Here is a 22,481-nt window from a genome sequence, read left to right as displayed (position 1 = left end):
ATAATAAGGGTTATAAGGGGGGATTCCATGGATGTAAATAAAGTTTTAGACGCAAAGGGATTAGCATGTCCAATGCCAATAGTAAAAACTAAAAAAGAAATGACTACATTAGAACCTGGCCAGGTATTAGAAATCCAAGCTACGGATAAAGGTTCTACTGCTGATTTGAAAGCTTGGTCAACAAGTACTGGTAATCATTACCTTGGAACGATTGAGGAAGGTGATATTCTTAAACATTACCTCCGTAAAGCTAGTGCTGAAGAAGAGAAAAATGAGACCACACATCCGGATATTGTTTCATTGGAAGAGCTGCTAAATAGGATAGAAGGTAATGAAACAGTAACGGTGTTGGATGTTCGAGAGCCAGCGGAGTTTGCTTTTGGCCATATACCAGGCGCGATTAATATACCATTAGGAGAATTGGAAAAAAGATTTGAAGAACTAAATAAAGAAGATCATCTCCATATCGTTTGCCGGTCGGGTAATCGCAGTGATTTAGCTGCCCAGCACCTTGCTGAAAAAGGTTTCCAAAATGTTAAAAACGTGGTGCCCGGTATGAAAGATTGGTCTGGACCAGTTATTAAAAGTCACTAAATAGGAGGAAATAAAATGAAAGTAGCAATTATCGCCGCAAATGGCGGTATGTTTGATGCATATAAAGTGTTTAATATCGCAACGGCTGCAGCAGCTACTGACGCAGAAGTAGGTATTTTTTTTACATTTGAAGGGTTAAATCTTATTCACAAAGAAGGTTATAAAAATTTACCTATGCCTGCAGGGACTGAACATTTTCAAGAGGGCTTTAAAAAGGCGAATGTTCCTCCAGTTCATGAACTTGTTGGAATGGCTTCTGAAATGGGTGTCAAAATGATTGCATGTCAGATGACCATGGATGTAATGAGTTTAGAAAAAGAACATTTTGTGGAAGGGATAGATGTGGGTGGGGCTGTGACATTCTTAACATATGCTAAGGATGCTGATGTCACACTTACCTTCTAAAATGAGATTGGAATGGTGGTGCACACATGTCAGAGCAGGCTGCAGCAGTTAAAACAATAAATGTAAAAGAATTAACAAAAAAAATACTAAACCATGAGGAAGTCTTTATCCTCGATGCTCGAAACACAGATGATTTTGATGATTGGAAAATTGAAGGAAAAAACGTTCATATCATTAATGCACCATACTTTGATCTCCTCGAAGGAGTAGACTCAATAGTAGATAAACTTCCAAAAGACACGGCTATATATGTGGTTTGTGCAAAAGGTGGTTCCTCCGAATTTGTTGCAGAGCAAATAGCTGAAGCAGGATTTACGAATGTTTACAGCATTGAAGGTGGAATGAAGGCATATAGTGAACATTTAGAACCCATTAAAATTGGGGATTTAAAAAATGGTGGAGCTATATATCAATTTGTCCGAATTGGAAAAGGATGTTTATCCTACTTGGTTGAATCACAGGGAACAGGTGCTATGATTGATACGAACAGAATGCTTGAACCATACGAGCAATTTATTAAACAACATAATATAAAACTAACCCATGTATTGGATACACATTTACATGCTGATCATATTTCTGGTGGAAGAAAGCTTGCAGAAAATCAGGAAGCTACCTACTATTTACCACCAAAAGATGCAGAAGAAGTGACTTTTGACTTTACACCTATACAAGATGGAGATGTATATAATTTAGGAGAAACTACTATAAAGGCGATTTATTCTCCAGGTCATACAATAGGAAGTACTTCATTTCTCATTGATGATCAATACTTATTAACTGGCGATATTCTATTTATCGATTCTATAGGACGTCCTGACTTAGCTGGTAAAGCGGAAGACTGGGTGGGGGATTTACGGAATACTCTGTACAATCGCTATAATGACCTTCCTGAGGAACTATTAGTTTTACCAGCACATTATATGGGTATAAACGAGATGAATGACAATGGAAGTATTTCTAAAAGACTTGGCATATTATATAAGGAAAATCACGGTTTAAATATTGAAAACGAGGCAGAGTTTAGAAAAACTGTCACAGAAAATCTACCGCCACAGCCTAATTCGTATCAAGAAATACGTGAAACCAACATGGGGAAAATAACTCCTGATGAAGAAAAGCAAAGAGAAATGGAAATAGGGCCAAATCGCTGCGCTGTAAGATAATGGATGAAGGGAGAATAGTCCATATGTTTCATTACACAGTTGAGTCCAATAAATCAATTACTGAGGCTGTAAAGGCTGTAGAGGAAGCTTTAAAAGAAGAGAAATTTGGTGTGCTGTGGAGCTTTAATATACAAGAAAAACTGAAAGAAAAAGGGGTAGACCTTGAAAAGGAATTCATTGTTCTAGAGGTTTGCAATCCGCATGAAGCAAAACGAGTACTGACAGAAAATAATCTTGTTGGCTATTTTCTTCCTTGTAAAATTGTTGTTTATAAGGATGAGAACCAGACGAAAATAGGCATGCCAAAACCGTCAGCATTAATGACCATGGTTGAAGATGAAAAACTTGGTCAAATTGCCCTTGAAATAGAAAATAGATTAATTTCCTGTCTTGAGAAAGCAAAATAAATAAATGATTGACAAATGACAAAAAGTAGCATGACAAACGATCGTTTTATGATTTTGTCATGCTTTTTCCTTTCTAGCTTAAGTCGTGTTCTGAAATAGAAATGGCTGAACCTGTTGATGTATGCTGATTAACCCAACCAAGTGAGGTTTCAGAAACGGCTTCCCAATTAGGAATTTCATTCTGATGCTGTTCCACCCAGCTCATGCAATACTGGGGATCAATATTATATTCCAAGCACTGAGATAAAAAAGATTGAATAGTCTCTTCATTACAATTCTGCCATGAACCACATGTATACCCCCATACATTCTCCATTTTTGCTTGGATGGATACCTCATTAATAAATTCACTAAAATGACTTTCGTTTACCACTAGTATTCCTCCCTTTCATATAATTTCACTCCATTCAGTATTTCCAAAGAATCGAAAAAAAAGCCGTTGGAATTTGTTAATGGAAATGGGAGAATAAGAAGTGAAAATAAAAAGCACAGTCTTAGTTTTGGAATGATTGTCCTAGGAGGAACAAAAGTGAATAATCAAGGAAAAACCGCATTAATCTTAGGTGCTAGTGGACTTGTAGGAAAGGAATTAACAAAAATACTGATTCAAAAAAATACATATGAAAAAATTTTTTTGTTGGTACGTAGACCTATTGAAATGATTGATTCTGTTTGCGAACCGCATGTGGTTGATTTTGATCATTTACATAACTATGAAGAATTGTTTCATGCTACTGATGTTTTTTGTTGTTTAGGTACTACTATTAAAAAAGCAAAAACGAAGGAAGCCTTCCGTAAAGTTGATTATGATTATCCAGTAGACGCTGCTAAATTAGCTTATAAGGGTGGAGCTGAGAATTTCCTTATAGTAACAGCAATGGGTGCAAACCCTAAATCATTATTTTTTTATAATCAAGTGAAAGGTGACGTAGAGGAAACACTTAAAAAAATGAATTTACCTTCCCTACATATTTTTCGCCCATCCTTATTGCTAGGGGATAGAGGTGAATTCCGCTTGGGAGAAAAAATAGCAGCAAAAGCAAGTGGTCTAATTAATGTACTAATGGTTGGGCCATTACGAACATATAAAGCAATCGAAGCAAAAAATGTTGCAGCAGCAATGGCAGAGGTAGCTCTTTTAAATAATAAAGGAATTCATATTTATCCCTCACAGGAAATAGAACAATTGGCAAGAAGGAAGAAAGTCTAATGGGAAAAGGTTTAATTGGTAAACGAATTGTCATCTGCGGTTCAAGAAAACTTGAAGAAATTAAAACATTAATAGAAAAACAAGGAGGCTTGCCACTAGTACATTCCCTTCAAGGGACTGTATTTTTAGCCGAAAAGGAAGTAGCGCCTGACTTAGTTGAATTAATAAAGCAAGGTGCGGATTGGGTTGTTTTTACAACCGGTATTGGCCTTGAAACGATGGTCAATATAGCTGGAAAGCTGGAGTTGGAAGAAGAGTTTCTATCTATTTTACGTATGGCAAAGATTGCTTCAAGAGGTTATAAGACACTTGCCGCACTTAAGAAATTAATAATTACGCCTGTGGTCGTCGGTGAAGATGGAACGACAAAGGGATTAATTCGATCTCTACAACACTTTGACTTTTCAGGAAAGAGAGTCATGATTCAGTTACATGGAGAAACTGCACCGGAATTAACAAAATTCTTTGAAGACCGAGGCGCGATTGTACAAAAAATTCTTCCCTATCAACACATAGCCCCTAATGCGGAGTCGGTGAATAGATTATGTCGTGAAATGCAGTGTAAACAATGTGATGCAGTATGTTTCACGACAGCCACCCAAGTACGGTCACTTTTTAATTTTGCAAGAGAAAATGGTATTCATAAAGAAATAGTTGATGCACTTAATCAACAAGTATTAGCAGTTGCAATTGGGAAAGTTACCTTAGAAGCCTTAAAAGAGGAAGAGATTGAACGTGTACTCGTTCCAGAGCACGAAAGAATAGGTGCGATGATTATCACGCTTACAAAATATTATCAAAATGAAAGTTCGATTTAGAGGTTGACTCATAAGGGGTCTGACACCACTAAAAAAACAATATCTAGAATAGATTTCACTAGGTTTTAACTAGATATTGAATTGTGGGGTCTGACACCTTTGCTTTTGAGTCAGCCTCTTTTTGTTATTCATTCTTTTTAAGGACAACTGTAGAAAGGTGTCGAGAAAAAACCATGTTAGATAAATTTACAGTTCGATATATTTTTACAATTTTTTTATTATACTTATGTTAAATTGAAAAAGTATTCAGAAAATGTACAAGAATTCAGTAGATTCACTTTTTACATAATGGATAATCAAATGCTTGCATCATTTAACAAAATGTAAGGTGCAATGCCTATTTCAGGTCTGTAAAATAAGATTAAGATGCAGAATTTTCTGCAAAATGTATACGTAAGGAGAAGGAGGCTGGTTATATTCCAAAATCCATTACAAAAGAACAATCTTTTTAAAGCGCTTTCATTTTTTTACTTTCCGATTATATTTAATGTAATTGGAAATGAATTTTATATGTTAAAGGAGGACTTCTCTTTGCCAAACGATAAAATGCAGCGTATATCCTTTTCCGACCTTGAAAAGAATTTTTTAGAGGTGGAACAAGGTCTAACAAACAATGAAGCGGTTGAAGAATCCAATCGATGCCTCTATTGCTATGACGCCCCATGTATTAAAGCCTGTCCAACAGGGATTGATATTCCAACCTTTATTAAAAAAATTGCCTCAGGAAACTTACTTGGCTCAGCAAAAACCATTATGTCTTCAAATCCAGTAGGTGCAAGTTGTTCAAGAGTTTGTCCCACAGAAGAACTTTGTGAAGGAGCTTGTGTCCTAAATCATTCAACAAAACCAATAATGATTGGCAATCTGCAAAGGTATGCGACAGATTGGGCTATTAGAAATGAACAAACACTTTTCCGGCCAGGTGACTCAAATGGTCTTACAGTAGCCGTAATTGGTGGTGGACCTGCTGGATTATCAGCGGCTAGAGAATTAGCTAGATTAGGATATGACGTGACCATATTTGAAGCTGCAGACAAAGCGGGTGGATTAAACACTTACGGTATCGTCTCCTTCCGCTTACCTCAAACGATTTCCTTCTGGGAAGTAGAACAAGTAGAAAAATTAAATGTAAAAATAAAAACCAATACCGCGGTTGGAATAGATGTCTCCGTTGAAGAAATCGCTGAAAACTATGACTATGTCATTTTAGCAGTTGGTATGGCTCATGTACCGAACCTTGGTATTGATGGAGAAGATTTAAATGGTGTCTATGATGCTATTGAATTTGTCAAGACCACTAAAAGCGGGCAACTATCCAAAGACTTTGTGGGTAAAAGAGTAGTCGTTATTGGTGCTGGAAATACTGCGATTGACGGTGCCACTTGCTCTGTCCGATTAGGGGCAGAAAACGTTAAAATTCTGTACCGAAGAACGGAAGATGAAATGACAGCTTATGACTTTGAGTATGAATTTGCTAAACAAGATGGAGTCGAGTTCCGATGGTTAACTGCACCGAAAAGGCTCATTGGTGATGAAGGTGGGAATGTAAAAGGAATTGAGTGTATTAAGATGAGGCTTGGTGAACCAGAAAAGGATGGGCGTCGTAGACCAGTTGAAATTGAAGGGTCTGAACACGTCTTACCGGTTGATGCAGTAGTGAAAGCAATCGGTCAAACAAGACATCTGGAGCTCATTAATAAGTTTGGCCTTCAACACGAAGGCGGGGTTGTAAAAGTAAATCAGGAAACATTCCAAACCTCCAATCCGAAAATATTTGCCTGTGGTGATGTTGTGTTTGGAAAAGGAAAAGGTGACGCAATGGTCGTAACCGCAGCCCAACAAGGGAAGAATGTGGCTTATGCTATTCACAAGCAATTTTCAGTTGTGGGATCTGCATAGTATTTATTTGAAAGCAAAGGAGAGAAATTACGATGGCTGATTTACGAATTAATCTTGCAGGGATAAAATCTCCTAATCCATTTTGGCTGGCGTCAGCACCTCCTACCAATTCGGGTTATCAGGTACAGAGAGCATTTGAAGCGGGGTGGGGAGGAGCGGTATGGAAAACATTAGGAGACCCTATTTTGAATGTTTCTTCAAGATTTGCTGCTATTAGTTTTAACGGACAAAGAGTTGCTGGCTTCAATAACATAGAGTTGATTACCGACAGACCATTGGATGTGAACTTAAAAGAAATCTACGAAACTAAAAAGAGATTTCCAAATCATGCAATCATTGCTTCTTTAATGGTGGAACCAAAACAGGAGAAATGGCATGAAATTGTTAAGCGTGTGGAAGATGTAGGTGTCGATGGACTTGAATTAAATTTTGGTTGTCCACACGGAATGGCAGAGCGAGGTATGGGGGCTGCCTCTGGGCAGGTGCCTGCTTTAGTAGAGCGTCAAACTTACTGGGTGAAAGAAGTGGCTAAAACACCTGTAATTGTCAAATTAACTCCAAATATCACCGATATTACAGCAACTGCTGAAGCTGCTTGCAATGGCGGTGCAGATGCAATTAGTATGATTAACACGATTAATAGTTTGATGGGAGTGGACCTTGATTCCTGGAATACCATCCCACATGTGGCAGGAAAAGGAGCACATGGAGGCTATTGTGGACCTGCGGTTAAACCTATTGCTTTAAATATGGTGGCAGAATGTGCACGAAACCCGCATATTAATGTACCTATTTCTGGTATTGGCGGAATATCCAACTGGAAGGATACAGTAGAATTTCTGTTAATGGGAGCAACTGGTGTTCAGGTATGTACGGCAGCGATGCATCATGGCTTCCGTATTGTCGAGGACATGATCGAGGGACTTAACAATTATTTAGATAGTAAAGGGATTGCCTCAGTTACAGATATTATTGGGAAATCAGTACCAAGATATTCCGACTGGGGTAACCTGGACCTAAACTACAATATTGTTGCAAAAATTAATACAGAAGTTTGTATTAATTGTAATAAGTGCCATATCGCTTGTGAAGATACCTCTCACCAGTGTATTGATATGCTGAAAGACGAAAATGGAAAAAGCTATTTGAAGGTTAGGGAAGAAGATTGTGTGGGCTGTAATCTTTGTTCGATTGTATGTCCCGTAGATGGAGCTATAGACATGGTAGAGGCACCAAGAGAAATGCCTCCAATGACTTGGAATGAACGCCAAGCTGCATTGAATGGTGCACTTGAATGCAAAGCAGACGTAGCAAAATAGAATAAATTAGGAGGGAAAAATTGATGAAGAAAATAATAAAAAACGGAACAATTGTCACAGCAACAGATACCTATCAAGCTGAGGTTTTAATTGAAGATGGGAAAATAACACAAATTGGTTCCAATCTTTCCGCTATAGGAGCGGAAGTCATTGATGCAAAAGGCTGTCTTGTTTTTCCAGGGGGGATTGATCCACATACCCACTTAGATATGCCATTTGGGGGAACTGTCACAAAGGATGATTTCGAATCCGGAACGATTGCAGCTGCTTTCGGGGGTACGACTACAGTAATTGATTTCTGTTTAACGAATAAAGGGGAACCTCTGAAAAATGCCATTCAAACCTGGCATGATAAATCCCGAGAAAAGGCAGTAATTGATTATGGGTTCCATTTAATGATTTCAGAAATCAACGAAGAAGTCCTAAATGAACTTCCACAGGTTATAAATGATGAAGGAATTACATCATTTAAAGTATTTATGGCTTATAAAAATGTGTTTCAAGCCGATGATGAAACATTATTCCGAACACTAGTAACCGCGAAAGAGCATGGCGGCTTAGTTATGGTTCATGCAGAAAACGGAGATGTGATTGATTATTTAACAAAGAAAGCGCTTGAGGAAGGAAAAACAGAACCGATTTATCATGCACTAACAAGACCACCAGAACTCGAGGGAGAAGCCACAGGCCGTGCAGCCAAGCTTACGGGTCTCGCAAACTCGCAATTATACGTAGTCCATGTATCTTGCGCAGATGCCGTTGAAAAAATTGCGGAAGCACGCAGTAAAGGGTTTGATGTATGGGGGGAAACGTGCCCGCAATATTTAGTTCTTGATCAAAGCTATTTAGAAAAACCTAATTTTGAGGGAGCAAAATATGTATGGTCGCCTCCACTTAGAGAAAAGTGGAATCAGGAAGTTTTATGGAACGCACTGAAGAGCGGCCAACTTCAGACACTTGGTTCTGATCAGTGTTCATTTGATTTTAAGGGGCAAAAGGATTTAGGTAGGGAGGATTTCACTAAAATCCCGAATGGCGGCCCAATAATTGAGGACCGTTTATCCATATTATTCTCTGAGGGGGTGAAGAAAGGGCGAATTAGTCTGAACCAATTTGTTGATATTACTTCAACACGTATTGCCAAGCTCTTCGGATTATTCCCTAAGAAAGGGACTATTGCAATTGGTGCTGATGCAGACCTCGTTATTTTTGACCCTAATGTTGAAAGAGTAATATCTGCAGAAACCCATCATATGGCGGTTGATTATAATGCCTTTGAAGGAATGAAAGTTACGGGTGAGCCAGTTTCTGTTTTAGTCCGCGGGGAGTATGTTGTTCGCGACAAGCAGTTTGTTGGTAAACCAGGTTCAGGCCAATATTTAAAGAGAGCAAGATATAATTTGAATACTACGCTAAACCAAGGTGAAACTCTATCAATCTAACAACTATTACAGCTCAAGTCTCCAACAATAGTTGAACTACACTCCGGCAGGCTGACTTTAAGGGGTCTGACCCCATTGTTTTAGTCAGTTTGCTCCTTTTATTATTTTAAATTGAAATTTTGTCGGTTGTTTGAATTTTGGGATGTTACATTCTATAAAATTAAACCGAAACAAGGAGTGTTTCCATGAAAAAAAGCCATTTAAAATCACCAGATTTATTACCGATTCATCAAAAAGACCGGACGATTACTAAATTAGGGTACTCGTTCATGTGGGTAGGAATGGTCGTTGTACTTGCAACGTTTGCAATTGGCGGTGCAGGGGTTATTAACCTATCATTGCCATGGGTTATTCTCGCAACTGTGATTGGAAGTCTTGCGATTGGTTTCTTCATTTCTTTAATTTCGGATATTGGGATCGAGCATGGTATATCTTTTCCTGTTTATATGAGAGCACCGTTTGGGACAATTGGTACTCACATCCCATCTATTACCCGTGGCGTAGCTGCATCGATGTGGTTTGGTATAAATACCTATTTTGGTGCAACAGCGATGAATGGTATTTTAAATATTTTATTTGGCTTTGATAATTGGTTTGTTTGTTTCCTTATTTTTGCTGTTGTTCAATTAGTCAATACTGCCCTTGGAATAAAATCCATTGAACGGTTTGCTGATTTAGCGGCCCCTATTATTCTCCTCATTTCATTATGGATGTATGTGACATTATCGGATCAGGCAGCAACTGCAGGAAGAGATGTTTGGAGCTGGGTGGAATCACCAGTTACAGGTGGTGCAGCCTTTTCAGCCTTCTTAGTTGTTGTTTTTAGTAACATGGGCTTTTGGGCTACACTAAGTGCGGATATCCCTTCTATTTCTCGTTTTATTAAAGCCCCTGTTAATGAAAAAAATTGGTTTAAGCGAAATAAAGGCTCATTAATTGGCAACCTTATAGCAATGCCATTAACTCAGACTTTTATGATTATCATTGGTGCCGTTTCTTATATTGCTGTATTAAATTATGATCCCGTTGTAGCACTACAAAAAGCAGCAGGCGGATTTATCCTAGCTATTTTATTATTAATGATTGTATTAGCTCAATGGTCTACAAATACTGCAGCAAACGTGGTTCCAGCGGCAACGATTTTCTCAAATGTAGGTGGTCCGAAGTTTCCATTTTGGGCAGGAGTAATCACGGCCGGAGTTGTTGGAACGATCGTTCAGCCGTGGACATTATTTGGGGTTATTATTCCTATTTTACTCTTTGTAGGTGGGATTCTTTCAGCGATTGTCGGTATCCTGTTTGCTGATTATTACCTGCTACGTAAACGGCGTGTGAATGTGCCAGAATTATACGAAGACAAAGGTCAGTATAAATACATGGGCGGAGTAAACTTAGCTGGATTTATTGCTTGGGTAATAGGAGCTGTAGCATCTTATTTTGTACCGAATTATGGTTTCTTAGTAGGATTCCTAATTGGTGCGGGAATCTATTATGTCCTAGCAAAATACTGGTGGTTCCAAAAGTATCGTCAAGCAGAAATTGAAGATCCAAGTGATGAGAAGTACTTAGGAATTAGCGTGGGGCGTGATTGGGTAATCGAGGAAAATACCTACGAACCTGTCATTGAAGAAATTCCTAATAATGTAGATTTATACTAAATTAGGTTTATTGGAGGGAGGAATAGGATGTCAGAGCATCAACAATTTTTAGATGAACGAGATAAAATTGACTTTCTTATCCAAAAAGGATGCAGGATTAGCGGTGTGAGAGAGCATTTAAATGGAGCTTCTGTTGACTTCGTACATCCAAGTGGAAACGTAACTGAAACACTCCATATTGGTACAGCCAATGCAAGAAAATATTTTTCAAGTTTATTAATCAAACAGAATCAGGATATCTAAGGTATTACATTTGAAAGAAAAGGATTGGTGGAAAGAGCCAATCCTTTCTTTGCTACTATTCACTTCTTATATTTAAGGAGAGTAATCTATGAAAGAACATTTTCAGTTAACGGTTGCAGATGTTTTTAAGAGGAAACATTTTGAACATGCCAGAGTTATTGCAGGTGAGGGGGGGATCCATCGAATTGTTAAATGGGTTCATGTCGTTGAAGTAACGAGTATCCGTAATCTGTTAAATGGTAACGAGCTAATTTTATCAACAGGTGTTGCTTGGAAGGATCATGTAGGTTTATTTGTCTCACTTGTCAAAGAGTTAATCGAAAACAAGGCTGCTGGATTATGTATTGAAATAGGAACGTATATTACGGAGATACCGGGCGAGGTAACTACATTAGCAGATGAACATCAATTCCCTATTATTGTATTTCAACAAGAAGTACCGTTCGTAGAAATCACTCAGGATCTTCATTCGACCATTATTAATCAGCAATATCAAAAGATATCTGATTTAGAGAATTATTCTCAAAGCTTAAATAAACGCTTATTAACAATTGAAACATATGAAGATATTCTTCAATTTATATTTTCAGCATTAGATCTGCAAATCGTCTTTCGATTGAAGGACCAGGAGCATGAATTCGTGCCTGAAATCAGTCGCAATGAACAAATAGCAATTATTAACCAGTTAGGAAAAACAAAAACAGAGCCGTGTGAATGGATCGCATCCTCACCCATTTTTTTATTCGGTCAAGAATACGCTGAGTTGTTTATCTATTCAGAGGATATTCCCATTAGTGAATATGATTTATTGATTTTAGACCGAACAGCAACCGCTTTAGCTCAGCATTTATTAAGAGATTTGTATGTTGAGGAAAAAAAGCGAGTGGAAGAATATGAATGGCTTCATGGATGGTTAGAGGGTGAGCATGCACTTGAGGACATACAAGAATATTTAATAGAAAATGGTATAAAAACAAAATCGAGTGATGCAGCTGTCTTAATCACCAAGCTCATTTCCTTTAAAGACAAACTTAGTCAGGATGTTACCTATTTAAAATTATTATTTCGTTCTGTATTCGAACAGAATGGTTTTGCCGTTATCTTTGTGGAAAAACGAAATGAAATTACCTTTATTCTTCTAAATAATCGACCGAAGAAAAATCTTAAGGAACGAATTAAAAGGGCCATTGATTCCATTCAGGACTCAGAATTCATTAGAAAACAGAGTTCTGCAAAGCTTATTATTGCTGCTGGTAAATTTATTCAAGCATTCGATGACATACATAAGAGTTATCAAACGGCAAAAGAGACTCTTCGAATTCAGCAAAAAATGACAAATAAACAAATCTATCATTTTTATGAGGACTTACATTTATATCGGCTGATTTCGCAAATGAGTAAACATACTGACTTACAGGAAATTGCCTCTGAATACCTTCAACCGGTGATACAGTATGACCAAAAATATAATGGTAAATTGCTAGAAACATTAAAGGCCTACTTAGAATGTAATGGTTCCAAGCAAGAAACCTCCAATAAGCTATTTATAGTTAGACAGACACTCTATCATCGTTTACAAAAGCTTGAGAATTTATTAGGAGAGGACTTTATGGAACACGAAAAGCGGGTAGCCATTGAATTCATGCTGCTTGTTTATGATTATCTGGCAGCCTCTCAGCCTAAGAAGGTTAATCAAGTACTTTAAAATTGGCTCTGTTATCGTTCATTGTTGATTTTTGTGTAGGTAGTAGATTCATAAGCGGAAAAATTCCCACTATTGTATATAGAGTAAGCTTGAGAGGCAGAATTAAGGGGAGAAATTCCCGTTATTGTATAAAAAGTGAGGTTAAGAGGCCGAATTAAGGGGAGAAATTCCCTTTAACTGCTCTAAAATAAGGCAAAATCCAACGATTTGGACCATATAGATGGAAAAACTCCCCTTATTTTTTTAGGGAAATATGGGTATTTCCCAATTTAAGGGGAATTCTTCCCTTTATTTTTTCAAATACGGTGAAATCAACAGACACCTTTAACAAAGCCTTAAAATTAAGAACATGTTCATTTTGTCGAAGAAATACTTCTTTAGGTTTTACGGAATGTCTAATGAAAGCGGGAAGTAGTTTCGAGATAATAAGAGTATAAGTTATTAATTAACCGAATTTTGCGATTATATCTGAAGAATGAGGAGGATAAAACATGAGCGTAACAAAAAACGAAACAGTAGTACTTAAAAATTTTATTAACGGTGAATGGGTAAGTTCGAACAGTGTTCAAACCCTAGATGTTCCTAATCCTGCAACGAATGAAGTGATCACAAAGGTACCGGTGTCTTCAAAAGAAGACGTTAATCTTGCTGTTGGCGCAGCTAAGGAAGCATTTAAAAAGTGGAAAAACGTACCGGTTCCAAAGCGTGCAAGGATTCTATTTAAATATCATTATTTATTAACAGAAAACCATGAGGAATTGGCTAGATTGATTGTTCAAGAGAATGGAAAGGCTTACAAAGAGGCGTATGGAGAAGTTCAACGTGGGATCGAATGTGTTGAATTTGCCTCAGGCGCTCCTACCTTAATGATGGGTGAAACCTTATCTGGTATTGCTGAGGATATCGATTCAGAAATGTTCCGCTACCCATTAGGTGTTGTAGGCGGAATTACTCCGTTCAACTTCCCAATGATGGTACCTCTATGGATGTTCCCACTAGCCGTTGCATGTGGAAACACCTTTGTATTAAAGCCATCTGAACGGACACCAATTTTAGCTAATCGATTAGCCGAGCTCTTTACTGAAGCAGGAGCACCAAATGGGGTGTTAAATGTAGTACATGGTGCACACGATGTGGTAAACGGCCTACTAGAACATAAGGATATTGCAGCAATCTCCTTTGTAGGTTCACAACCGGTCGCAAAGTATGTATATGAGCGTGCTGCAGCAGAAGGAAAACGTGTTCAAGCACTTTCAGGAGCAAAAAATCACCACATTGTTATGCCAGATGCCGATATGGATAAGGCGGTACAACATATCATCAGTTCTACATTTGGCAGTGCAGGTCAACGCTGTATGGCATGTAGTGCAGTTGTCGTGGTGGGAGACAATGATCCATTTGTAGCAGCATTAAAGAAAAAAGCGGATGAATTAATTATCGGAAATGGTATGGACGATGAGGTATTATTAACTCCTATCATTCGTAAAGAACATCGTGATAAGGTACTCACTTACATTGAAAAGGGAATCTCTGAAGGTGCTGATTTAATCAGGGATGGGCGCAGAGAGATGGATGCACTTCCAGAAGGGAACTTCTTAGGACCTACCATCTTTGATCGTGTTACCCCAGATATGACCATTGCTAAGGACGAAATCTTTGCTCCTGTCTTAAGCTTACTACGAGCAAAGGACTTAGACGAGGGATTGGAATACATTCGAAAATCTAGGTATGGAAATGGTGCAACCATCTATACAAATAATGCAAAAGCGGTTCGACAGTTCCGTGAAGAAGCAGACGCAGGGATGCTTGGTATCAACGTTGGGGTCCCAGCAACAATGGCCTTTTTCCCATTCTCAGGCTGGAAGGATTCATTCTATGGTGACCTTCACGTCAATGGAAAAGACGGGTTAAACTTCTATACACGTAAAAAAATGATTACTTCAAGGTTTGATGCATAAACATGGTATTTATAATACTTTTGGTGTCAGGCACCATCTAAAGAATTGGAGGCATACGAGATGGTTCAAACAAGTCGACCGAATGAGACGTTATTGGAACAAGATGATAAGTATGTTTGGCATTCGATGAAGCCATACAATCCGAAGGCAACGATTGTTGCGTCAAAAGCAGAAGGTTCATGGGTAACCGACGCAGATGGTAAACGCTATTTAGATGCTATGGCTGGCCTGTGGTGTGTGAACGTCGGCTACGGCAGAACTGAGTTGGCTGAAGCCGCATATGAACAATTAAAAGAAATGGCTTATTTTCCACTTTCACAAAGCCATGTTCCGGCGATAAAATTGGCTGAAAAATTAAATGAATTACTTGGCGATGAGTACGTCATCTTTTTCTCAAACAGCGGGTCGGAAGCAAACGAAACAGCCTTTAAAATCGTACGGCAATACCACCAGCAAAGAGGTGAACATAATCGCTATAAAATCGTTTCACGTTACCGTGCTTATCACGGAAACTCAATGGGGGCTTTAGCCGCAACAGGGCAGGCTCAAAGGAAATACAAATATGAGCCACTTGCACCAGGGTTCATCCACGTCTCACCACCGGATTCCTACCGGGACGATACAAATGTGACAGACGCAAGGGAACTTTCCTCTGTTAAAGAAATTGACCGGACAATGACTTGGGAGTTAAGTGAGACGATTGCTGCTATGATTATGGAACCAATTATTACCGGTGGAGGAGTCCTTGTTCCTCCAGACGGGTATATGAAGGCAGCAAAAGAGGTTTGTGAAAAACATGGAGCTCTACTGATTGTTGATGAGGTTATTTGCGGCTTTGGTCGGACCGGTAAACCATTTGGGTTTATGAACTACGGTGTAAAGCCAGATATTATTACAATGGCTAAAGGGATTACTAGCGCCTATTTACCACTTTCAGCAACTGCCGTCCGTAAAGAGATTTATGAAGCCTTTAAAGGCTCGGATGAATATGATTACTTCCGTCATGTGAATACCTTCGGTGGTAATCCAGCAGCATGCGCACTTGCTTTGAAAAATATTGAAATTATGGAAAAGGAAGAACTGTTTGATCGTTCAAGGGACCTAGGTGAACAGTTATTAAATGATTTAACTAATCTTCTCCAGGATCATCCCAATGTAGGGAATGTCCGTGGAAAGGGATTGTTAATTGGGATTGAACTAGTAAAAGATAAAAATACAAAGGAACCTTTGAACACAGAACTCGTCAATCAAGTTATTGCGCATTGTAAACAGGAAGGGATTATAATCGGTAAGAATGGAGCAACTGTAGCTGGTTTTAACAATGTTTTAACCCTAGCTCCACCATTGAATATTGAACACAAGGATCTACAATTTATCACTAAAATACTTACTGAAGCCATTAGAAAACTTAATTAGAAGATAAAGAGAACATTTGTCAGCTTACATTTTGTAATTGACAAATGTTCTTTTTTTCATGAAAGAAAATGTTCACGAAATGGACAAAACAGGAAAAATCCAGGTCAATTCTGTAATCCAGAGAAAAAAATGTCGAAATACTCCGAAAGAGTGATTGACAGAAAATGAGCATCGGTTATAATTGAATTAGCAAATGTTCATCCAGGATTTACATAATTTCATATATCTATATTTTTTTTATCAAAGATGTAACCGTTTACTTGTTTGAAAAGAAAGGGAGTTTCAAATTTTCATACTATTAAAGATTAGGTGAAGGTACTTATGGCGGATGAAAAAATTTCGCGCCTTGTTGAAGTGGCAAAATTGTATTACCAATTAGACTATAGTCAACAGGACATTGCGAAAAAGTTAGGTATTTCCCGCCCCACCGTCTCAAGGCTTTTGATGCAAGCCGTCCAGGAAGGCGTTGTTCATATTAAGATATGTGATCCGGCTGAGGATGTTCAGGAACTCGCAGCACAGGTTAAGGAGCTTTTTCAATTAAAACATTGTATTGTCGCTCCAATTCCTGAGTACGAAGATGAACTGATAAAAGATAAGCTAGGAGAAGTTTCCGCGGGTTACTTAAATGACATTGTCCAAAGCGGCGATACCATTGGAATTACTTGGGGAACAACCCTTTTTCAACTAGTGAAAAATTTGCAGCCTAAGAACGTGAAGGATGTCACTGTTGTCCAGCTTAATGGTGGGGTGAGTTACTCGGAGTCAAACACTTATGCTTCAGAAATTATCAATGGATTAGCCAATGCTTTTCATACGACACCCCATTTTTTACCTGTTCCTGCTGTTGTTGACCATATTGTTGTCAAGCAAGCAATCATTGCTGACAGGCATGTCAATAAAATATTAGAACTAGGGAAACAGGCAAACATTGCTATTTTTACAGTGGGCGAGCCAGGTGAAAACTCTACTTTGATGCATGCAGGCTATTTTTTAGACAATGATGTAGAAATTCTCAAATCGAATAAAACAGTTGGGGATATATGCTCTAGATTTATTGATATTGAAGGGCGAATAAGCCATGAAGCTTTAAATGATCGAACAATCGGTATTGAACTCTCCCATTTAGCGGAAAAAGAGTTTGGCATTCTTATTGCAGGAGGAAATACAAAAATTGATGGGATATTTGGTGCCTTAAAGGGCAAGCATACCAATGTTCTCATAACCGACCAATATACTGCCAAGGCTTTACTCGAAATGGGAGGTGATTAGCAGTAATGGATAAAGAAAAAATTAGAGTACTAGTTGAAGAGATTGTCAAAGCCACTCTAAAACGACCAAAGCAAATACCAATAGCAGCTTCGAATCGGCATATTCACTTATCACCCGAACATGTGGACAGATTATTTGGAAAAGGACACCAATTAAGCAAGTTGAAGGATTTGTCACAACCCAATCAATTTGCAGCAAAGGAAACAGTCACATTGATTGGTCCGAAGGGCAAGATTCAAAATGTCCGAGTTCTTGGTCCTGCTCGAGGAAGTACACAAGTGGAAGTATCTATATTTGATGGCTTTACACTTGGTGTAAAACCGCCTATTCGTAATTCTGGAGATATTAAAGGATCAGCCGCTATTACTATCCAAGGACCACGAGGACAAGTCACGATTAATGAAGGATTGATTTGTGCAGCACGTCATATTCATATGCATACAAGTGATGGTGAAAGTTTTGGTGTTTCTGACGGAGAACGTGTTCAAGTAAAAGTCGAGGGTGAACGCGGAGTTATATTTTCAAATGTACTTATTCGTGTTTCACCAAAATACAAACTTGAAATGCATATCGATATTGATGAAGCAAATGCTGCAAACATCAAAAATGGACAACTGGGTGAAATAGTGGCCATTGAAAGTCCAGTGCAAGTGAGCGGGGGTTGATGGTGATGGATATTCAATCTCAGATTAAAAAATTAGTCCAGCAAGTGGTCGAAGCTTACTTAAAAGAAAAAGTACTAGAGAATGAGAAAAAGCCGATTGCTATTCTATTGGGCTACCAATCACCAAATCCTTCACATGTTTTGGAAGCGATTACCCAGCTCCTTAATACTTACGAAGTAAAATTGATTGTATCTAAAGAGTGGGTTACCTCATCTTCAACTATTAGCGAACGACCATTTGTGTTATTGGAAGAGATTAATCAGCAAGAATTGACTGCGATTATTGAGGAATCATCCGTTCTTGTTGTTCCTGCTGCTTCCTATCAATTGATATCCAAGCTGGCATTAACAATGGATGATGAACTGGCAGTTTGGGTTGCTATTCAATATCAATTACTTGGAAAGCCGGTTGTTATCGCAAGCAATGGGGTAGAACCAAATGTTTATCAACAAATTCATGCTCCACATACTGTGCAGGAGCGCATACAGTCTTACATAAGACAAATTCAGGTCGACCAGGTGAAATGGGTACCGTTAAATAAGCTTACTCAAACGGTGGAACACCAATTTACTGCCTATGAAGAAAAGCAGTCTCTTATTCTAGCGAAGCATGTGGAAAAGGCCTTTCAGGCAGGATTAAAGGAATTGGTTGTTCCGGTAAAGAGTAAGATTACTCCTTCAGCAAAGGATTTAGCAAAAGAATTAAAGATTGTGATTACGAAATCAGACGCTTGAAAGGAGGGACGCAATGATTATTTGTAAGGTAGTTGGTTCCATTGTATCCACCACTAAAGCAGAGAAGTTGACTGGTAAGAAACTTCTTATTGTTCAGCCATTAGATATGAAGAGTATCGAGGAAGACGGAAAACCACTCGTTGCTATCGATACTGTAGGGTCTGGCGTCGGAGAAGTAGTGTTACTAGTCAGCGGAAGCTCAGCAAGACAAACAGAAATTACAAACGGTGTCCCCGTTGATGCGGCAATTGTAGGGATTGTCGATCAAATTGAAATACTAGGGTCATTAACCTTTAAAAAAGGAGGTAATTAATTTTGCAAATAAATGAAACCGATATCAAAAAAATGGTTGAACAAGTGCTTCAGCAATTAGGTCAAAACCAAACACCTGATACACCTGCTTCCCCACAAAATGATATTAGCTTAGGTGATGGTGTGTTTGCTACTGTTGACGAAGCTGCAGCTGCAGCAAGAGTTGCATGGGAAAGACTTCGTAAACTGCCATTGTCAACAAGAAGACAAATGATTGAAAACATGAGAGAAACAAGCCGTAAGCATGTCAATGAATTAGCACAGCTTGCAGTAGAAGAAACAAAACTTGGTAAAGTCGGAGATAAAGTTGCTAAAATTCTTTTAGCAACAAATAAGACACCTGGTGTAGAAGATTTAGTTAGTACTACTTATTCTGGTGATGATGGTTTAACACTTGTTGAATATGCACCAATCGGAGTATTTGGTTCCATTACACCTTCTACAAACCCGGCAGCAACCGTCATTAACAATTCGATCTCATTGATTTCAGCAGGTAATACGGTTGTTTACAATCCACATCCAAGCGCAAAACAAGTTTCAATTAGAACACTTAAGCTTTTAAACCAAGCGATTGTAGCTGCAGGTGGTCCGGAAAATACTCTAACATCTGTGGCAGCACCTAACTTAGAGACGTCAGCACAGGTCATGAACCATTCAAAGGTAAACGCACTTGTGGTTACTGGCGGAGGACCTGTTGTCAAAGCAGCGATGTCTGTTGGTAAAAAAGTTATAGCAGCAGGACCAGGTAATCCTCCTGTTGTTGTAGATGAAACAGCAATTATTTCAAAAGCAGCAGCAGATATTGTAAAGGGTGCAAGCTTTGATAACAATGTTTTATGTACAGCTGAAAAAGAAGTCTTTGTTGTTGACAAGGTGGCTAATGCCCTTAAGGCAGAAATGGTAAAGAATGGGGCTATAGAACTTAAAGGCTTCCAATTCGAAAAACTACTTGAAACAGTCCTTGTTAAGAAAAACGATAAGTTTTATCCAAACAGAGACTTTATTGGAAAAGATGCCTCTATTATTTTACAAGCTGCAGGTATTCAAGCAGGTCCAAACGTGAAGTTGATTATAGCTGAAACGACAAAGGATCACCCATTAGTGATGACAGAAATGTTAATGCCAGTTTTACCGATTGTAAGAGTTCCTGATGTCGATAAAGCTATTGAGTTAGCTGTTATTGCTGAAAAGGGTAACCGACATACAGCGATTATGCACTCACAAAATGTTACCAACTTAACAAAAATGGCACAGGAAATTCAAGCGACGATCTTTGTTAAAAATGGTCCATCTGTTGCAGGACTCGGCTTTGAAAGTGAAGGATTCACCACACTAACCATTGCCGGCCCAACAGGTGAAGGTTTAACAAGTGCTAAAACATTTACGCGCCAGCGCCGCTGTGTTTTAGTTGATGGATTTAGAATCGTATAGTGGGGTGTTTGTAATTGGCTAAGGCAAAAGAAGAAAAAACCGTCACTTCACAAGAAGAAAAAGTAAAAAAACAAGAAAAACCAAAATTAGAGGTTATAACTAAAGGAGGAATTAAAATGGGTCAAGAGGCATTAGGAATGATCGAAACAAAAGGTTTAGTAGGTGCAATTGAGGCAGCAGATGCAATGGTAAAAGCTGCAAACGTAACGTTAGTCGGAAGAGAATTAGTTGGTGCTGGACTTGTTACTGTAATGGTTCGCGGTGATGTAGGTGCTGTTAAGGCTGCAACAGAAGCTGGTGCAGAAGCAGCTCAGCGTGTGGGCTCATTACTATCTGTACATGTCATTCCACGTCCAAACGGAGATGTAGAAGGTATCCTACCAAAGACTGAATAAGGGGCAACATGATGGAACATTCCATTGAAAGCTATATCAAAAATCTGGTAAGAGATGTCATTGGTCAGACTCTAGGTGAACTACAGCTTCAAACCGATCGGCAAACATATGTCATTGCCAATTGGAAAATGAATAAAAATTTAGCTGAGACTGCTGAATTCTTCCAAAATATAAATAGTAGTAATGAAGTTTCAGTAGTTGTATGTCCTCCGACACAGCTCCTGTATCCAGCCCATCTCTTTATCAACCAATCAAAGAAACCCATTGGGTTGGGTGGGCAAAACGTCCACTGGGCAGATAAAGGTGCCTATACAGGTGAAACATCTATCAGTATGTTAAAGGATGTTGGCTGTGATTATTGTATCATCGGGCACTCTGAAAGAAGACAATATGCAGGTGAAGATGATCAACTAATTAATCAAAAGGTTAAGCAGGCGATTCATGCTGGCATTACCCCAATTATTTGTATTGGCGAAACACTAGAAGAAAAAAATTCAATGCGGACAGAACAAGTTTTATCAACCCAGCTTTTCGGTGCATTGAAAGAAATTGCATCAAGCAATTTTATTCTAGCTTATGAACCGGTATGGGCAATTGGAACAGGACAATCTGCTACAGCTGAACTTGCCCAGCAAACACATGCCTACATTCGATCAATTTTAACAAAGATGATTGGACAAAAAGCAGAAAGCATTTCGATTCTTTACGGTGGATCTGCAAATGAAAGTAATGCAGCCGAGTACAGTGCAATGCCAGATATTGATGGAGTACTTGTAGGAGGAGCTAGCTTACATGCACATTCATTTGATGCAATTATAAATGTATTTGCCAAAGGAGAACAAAATCAATGAAAAAAGTGGCAATCGGTTGCGACCATGGTGGATACGAACTAAAAGAAAAGTTAAAAGCTTATTTAACGGAATTAGGCTATGAATATTTAGATTATGGATGTAAGGCCAATGAATCAGTAGATTATCCGGACATCGCTTTCCTTGTAGGTGAAACAGTCGCTACAAATGAAGAGTATGTAGGGATCATGATAGATGGAGTCGGCGTTGGCAGCGGAATGGTATTAAATAAAATACCTGGTGTACGGGGTGCTGTTTGCTGGGATTTATCATCGGTAATAAACAGCCGTGAACATAATAATGCAAATGTGCTATCCATCGGCGGTCAATTTATTGGTGAAGGTCTTGCCAAGCAATTAGTAAAAACATGGTTGGAAACAGATTTTGCTGGCGGACGTCATGACCGTCGAGTAACGAAAATCATGGAAATAGAAAGCCGTTTCTTAGGGCGTTAATTTTTTGAAATGGCTCTATTAAAGATCATTGTTGAATGTATACTCTGTTGATTGGAGCGGAAGGCGCGAAGATCCTCGAAAATGCTATCGCATTTCCTTCGTGCGGTGCAGATTCGATGAAGCTTATTC

The 22,481-nt window shown here is 38.6% G+C and carries 23 protein-coding genes; 22 read left to right on the top strand and 1 reads right to left on the bottom strand.

Translation table 11 applies throughout. From position 1 onward, the window contains the following. Nucleotides 1-27: 27 nt before the first annotated feature. From ABES03_RS04400 to ABES03_RS04385, 4 genes are read left to right on the top strand one after another with little or no spacing between them, the layout of a single operon-like run. Complete coding sequence (locus ABES03_RS04400) at nucleotides 28-594, top strand: sulfurtransferase TusA family protein (RefSeq protein WP_430115498.1); 567 nt, start codon at nucleotides 28-30, stop codon at nucleotides 592-594. A 15-nt stretch (nucleotides 595-609) separates the two neighbouring features. Beyond that, nucleotides 610-999: a DsrE/DsrF/DrsH-like family protein gene (locus ABES03_RS04395; protein WP_430115496.1), complete on the top strand. Its 390-nt coding sequence runs from the start codon at nucleotides 610-612 to the stop codon at nucleotides 997-999. A 26-nt stretch (nucleotides 1,000-1,025) separates the two neighbouring features. Then, on the top strand, nucleotides 1,026-2,165 hold the full coding sequence (locus ABES03_RS04390; RefSeq protein WP_430115494.1) for an MBL fold metallo-hydrolase: 1,140 nt from the start codon (nucleotides 1,026-1,028) through the stop codon (nucleotides 2,163-2,165). Between the two features lie 23 nt (nucleotides 2,166-2,188). Beyond that, nucleotides 2,189-2,572, top strand: a complete 384-nt coding sequence (locus ABES03_RS04385; protein ID WP_430115492.1) for a DUF302 domain-containing protein — start codon at nucleotides 2,189-2,191, stop codon at nucleotides 2,570-2,572. Nucleotides 2,573-2,645: 73 nt separating this feature from the next. On the opposite strand, the gene ABES03_RS04380 is transcribed toward ABES03_RS04385, so the two are convergent. Further along, nucleotides 2,646-2,945, bottom strand: a complete 300-nt coding sequence (locus tag ABES03_RS04380) for a hypothetical protein (protein ID WP_430115490.1) — start codon at nucleotides 2,943-2,945, stop codon at nucleotides 2,646-2,648. A 156-nt stretch (nucleotides 2,946-3,101) separates the two neighbouring features. Here ABES03_RS04380 and ABES03_RS04375 point away from each other — a divergent pair, with 156 nt between their 5' ends. From ABES03_RS04375 to rpiB, 18 genes are all read left to right on the top strand, one after another. Further along, nucleotides 3,102-3,782 (top strand): oxidoreductase, encoded by a 681-nt coding sequence (locus ABES03_RS04375; protein WP_430115488.1) that lies wholly within the window; start codon nucleotides 3,102-3,104, stop codon nucleotides 3,780-3,782. Then, a complete protein-coding gene (locus ABES03_RS04370) occupies nucleotides 3,782-4,600 on the top strand; it encodes a uroporphyrinogen-III synthase (RefSeq protein ID WP_430115486.1) in 819 nt (272 codons plus the stop codon). The genes ABES03_RS04375 and ABES03_RS04370 overlap by 1 nt, the downstream gene beginning before the upstream one ends. Before the next feature lie 546 nt (nucleotides 4,601-5,146). After that, the gene (locus tag ABES03_RS04365) at nucleotides 5,147-6,499 is read left to right on the top strand and encodes an NAD(P)-dependent oxidoreductase (protein ID WP_430115602.1); all 1,353 of its coding nucleotides are present in this window, start codon (nucleotides 5,147-5,149) and stop codon (nucleotides 6,497-6,499) included. A 32-nt stretch (nucleotides 6,500-6,531) separates the two neighbouring features. Further along, nucleotides 6,532-7,818, top strand: a complete 1,287-nt coding sequence (gene preA, locus ABES03_RS04360) for an NAD-dependent dihydropyrimidine dehydrogenase subunit PreA (protein ID WP_430115484.1) — start codon at nucleotides 6,532-6,534, stop codon at nucleotides 7,816-7,818. 23 nt (nucleotides 7,819-7,841) lie between these two features. Continuing rightward, nucleotides 7,842-9,260: a dihydropyrimidinase gene (gene hydA, locus ABES03_RS04355; protein ID WP_430115482.1), complete on the top strand. Its 1,419-nt coding sequence runs from the start codon at nucleotides 7,842-7,844 to the stop codon at nucleotides 9,258-9,260. A 185-nt stretch (nucleotides 9,261-9,445) separates the two neighbouring features. Beyond that, complete coding sequence (locus tag ABES03_RS04350; RefSeq protein ID WP_430115480.1) at nucleotides 9,446-10,918, top strand: NCS1 family transporter; 1,473 nt, start codon at nucleotides 9,446-9,448, stop codon at nucleotides 10,916-10,918. Between the two features lie 27 nt (nucleotides 10,919-10,945). Beyond that, nucleotides 10,946-11,161, top strand: coding sequence for a hypothetical protein (locus ABES03_RS04345; RefSeq protein ID WP_430115478.1), 216 nt, complete (start codon nucleotides 10,946-10,948; stop codon nucleotides 11,159-11,161). An 88-nt stretch (nucleotides 11,162-11,249) separates the two neighbouring features. Next, the gene (locus tag ABES03_RS04340; RefSeq protein ID WP_430115476.1) at nucleotides 11,250-12,866 is read left to right on the top strand and encodes a PucR family transcriptional regulator ligand-binding domain-containing protein; all 1,617 of its coding nucleotides are present in this window, start codon (nucleotides 11,250-11,252) and stop codon (nucleotides 12,864-12,866) included. 491 nt (nucleotides 12,867-13,357) lie between these two features. Further along, nucleotides 13,358-14,824 carry a CoA-acylating methylmalonate-semialdehyde dehydrogenase gene (locus tag ABES03_RS04335; protein WP_430115473.1) on the top strand — a complete coding sequence of 489 codons (1,467 nt, stop codon included), beginning with the start codon at nucleotides 13,358-13,360 and terminating at the stop codon, nucleotides 14,822-14,824. 60 nt (nucleotides 14,825-14,884) lie between these two features. Next, nucleotides 14,885-16,240 carry an aspartate aminotransferase family protein gene (locus ABES03_RS04330; protein WP_430115471.1) on the top strand — a complete coding sequence of 452 codons (1,356 nt, stop codon included), beginning with the start codon at nucleotides 14,885-14,887 and terminating at the stop codon, nucleotides 16,238-16,240. 321 nt (nucleotides 16,241-16,561) lie between these two features. Continuing rightward, complete coding sequence (locus ABES03_RS04325) at nucleotides 16,562-17,512, top strand: sugar-binding transcriptional regulator (protein WP_430115468.1); 951 nt, start codon at nucleotides 16,562-16,564, stop codon at nucleotides 17,510-17,512. A gap of 5 nt (nucleotides 17,513-17,517) precedes the next feature. Beyond that, nucleotides 17,518-18,177, top strand: a complete 660-nt coding sequence (gene pduL / locus ABES03_RS04320) for a phosphate propanoyltransferase (RefSeq protein WP_430115465.1) — start codon at nucleotides 17,518-17,520, stop codon at nucleotides 18,175-18,177. Nucleotides 18,178-18,182: 5 nt separating this feature from the next. Further along, on the top strand, nucleotides 18,183-18,911 hold the full coding sequence (locus tag ABES03_RS04315; protein ID WP_430115463.1) for a hypothetical protein: 729 nt from the start codon (nucleotides 18,183-18,185) through the stop codon (nucleotides 18,909-18,911). Between the two features lie 13 nt (nucleotides 18,912-18,924). Beyond that, complete coding sequence (locus ABES03_RS04310; RefSeq protein ID WP_430115461.1) at nucleotides 18,925-19,224, top strand: EutN/CcmL family microcompartment protein; 300 nt, start codon at nucleotides 18,925-18,927, stop codon at nucleotides 19,222-19,224. A gap of 2 nt (nucleotides 19,225-19,226) precedes the next feature. Next, complete coding sequence (locus ABES03_RS04305) at nucleotides 19,227-20,654, top strand: aldehyde dehydrogenase family protein (protein ID WP_430115459.1); 1,428 nt, start codon at nucleotides 19,227-19,229, stop codon at nucleotides 20,652-20,654. A 116-nt stretch (nucleotides 20,655-20,770) separates the two neighbouring features. Next, a complete protein-coding gene (locus ABES03_RS04300) occupies nucleotides 20,771-21,049 on the top strand; it encodes a BMC domain-containing protein (protein ID WP_413310059.1) in 279 nt (92 codons plus the stop codon). An 8-nt stretch (nucleotides 21,050-21,057) separates the two neighbouring features. Beyond that, nucleotides 21,058-21,900: a triose-phosphate isomerase gene (gene tpiA / locus ABES03_RS04295; protein WP_430115457.1), complete on the top strand. Its 843-nt coding sequence runs from the start codon at nucleotides 21,058-21,060 to the stop codon at nucleotides 21,898-21,900. Continuing rightward, on the top strand, nucleotides 21,897-22,352 hold the full coding sequence (gene rpiB / locus ABES03_RS04290; protein ID WP_308083964.1) for a ribose 5-phosphate isomerase B: 456 nt from the start codon (nucleotides 21,897-21,899) through the stop codon (nucleotides 22,350-22,352). Before tpiA ends, rpiB begins: the two co-directional genes overlap by 4 nt. The last annotated feature ends 129 nt before the right edge of the window (nucleotides 22,353-22,481 follow it).

Origin of the sequence: Neobacillus rhizosphaerae (assembly GCF_050477885.1) — a bacterium.
GTDB classification, from domain to species: Bacteria; Bacillota; Bacilli; order Bacillales; family Cytobacillaceae; genus Neobacillus; species Neobacillus rhizosphaerae_A.
The sequence above is the reverse complement of the archived record's forward strand: the minus strand, read 5'-3'. Positions and strand labels throughout refer to the sequence as shown.

Bases quoted from the DNA above. Each gene is read 5' to 3' on its own strand.
- ABES03_RS04365 (WP_430115602.1), top strand. From the start codon at position 5,147: ATGCAGCGTATATCCTTTTCCGACCTTGAAAAGAATTTTTTAGAGGTG.
- ABES03_RS04315 (WP_430115463.1), top strand. From the start codon at position 18,183: ATGGATATTCAATCTCAGATTAAAAAATTAGTCCAGCAAGTGGTCGAA.
- rpiB (WP_308083964.1), top strand. From the start codon at position 21,897: ATGAAAAAAGTGGCAATCGGTTGCGACCATGGTGGATACGAACTAAAA.
- ABES03_RS04385 (WP_430115492.1), top strand. From the start codon at position 2,189: ATGTTTCATTACACAGTTGAGTCCAATAAATCAATTACTGAGGCTGTA.
- hydA (WP_430115482.1), top strand. From the start codon at position 7,842: ATGAAGAAAATAATAAAAAACGGAACAATTGTCACAGCAACAGATACC.
- ABES03_RS04330 (WP_430115471.1), top strand. From the start codon at position 14,885: ATGGTTCAAACAAGTCGACCGAATGAGACGTTATTGGAACAAGATGAT.
- ABES03_RS04325 (WP_430115468.1), top strand. From the start codon at position 16,562: ATGGCGGATGAAAAAATTTCGCGCCTTGTTGAAGTGGCAAAATTGTAT.
- tpiA (WP_430115457.1), top strand. From the start codon at position 21,058: ATGATGGAACATTCCATTGAAAGCTATATCAAAAATCTGGTAAGAGAT.
- ABES03_RS04335 (WP_430115473.1), top strand. From the start codon at position 13,358: ATGAGCGTAACAAAAAACGAAACAGTAGTACTTAAAAATTTTATTAAC.
- ABES03_RS04310 (WP_430115461.1), top strand. From the start codon at position 18,925: ATGATTATTTGTAAGGTAGTTGGTTCCATTGTATCCACCACTAAAGCA.
- ABES03_RS04350 (WP_430115480.1), top strand. From the start codon at position 9,446: ATGAAAAAAAGCCATTTAAAATCACCAGATTTATTACCGATTCATCAA.
- ABES03_RS04400 (WP_430115498.1), top strand. From the start codon at position 28: ATGGATGTAAATAAAGTTTTAGACGCAAAGGGATTAGCATGTCCAATG.
- ABES03_RS04395 (WP_430115496.1), top strand. From the start codon at position 610: ATGAAAGTAGCAATTATCGCCGCAAATGGCGGTATGTTTGATGCATAT.
- ABES03_RS04390 (WP_430115494.1), top strand. From the start codon at position 1,026: ATGTCAGAGCAGGCTGCAGCAGTTAAAACAATAAATGTAAAAGAATTA.
- ABES03_RS04340 (WP_430115476.1), top strand. From the start codon at position 11,250: ATGAAAGAACATTTTCAGTTAACGGTTGCAGATGTTTTTAAGAGGAAA.
- preA (WP_430115484.1), top strand. From the start codon at position 6,532: ATGGCTGATTTACGAATTAATCTTGCAGGGATAAAATCTCCTAATCCA.
- ABES03_RS04370 (WP_430115486.1), top strand. From the start codon at position 3,782: ATGGGAAAAGGTTTAATTGGTAAACGAATTGTCATCTGCGGTTCAAGA.
- pduL (WP_430115465.1), top strand. From the start codon at position 17,518: ATGGATAAAGAAAAAATTAGAGTACTAGTTGAAGAGATTGTCAAAGCC.
- ABES03_RS04345 (WP_430115478.1), top strand. From the start codon at position 10,946: ATGTCAGAGCATCAACAATTTTTAGATGAACGAGATAAAATTGACTTT.
- ABES03_RS04300 (WP_413310059.1), top strand. From the start codon at position 20,771: ATGGGTCAAGAGGCATTAGGAATGATCGAAACAAAAGGTTTAGTAGGT.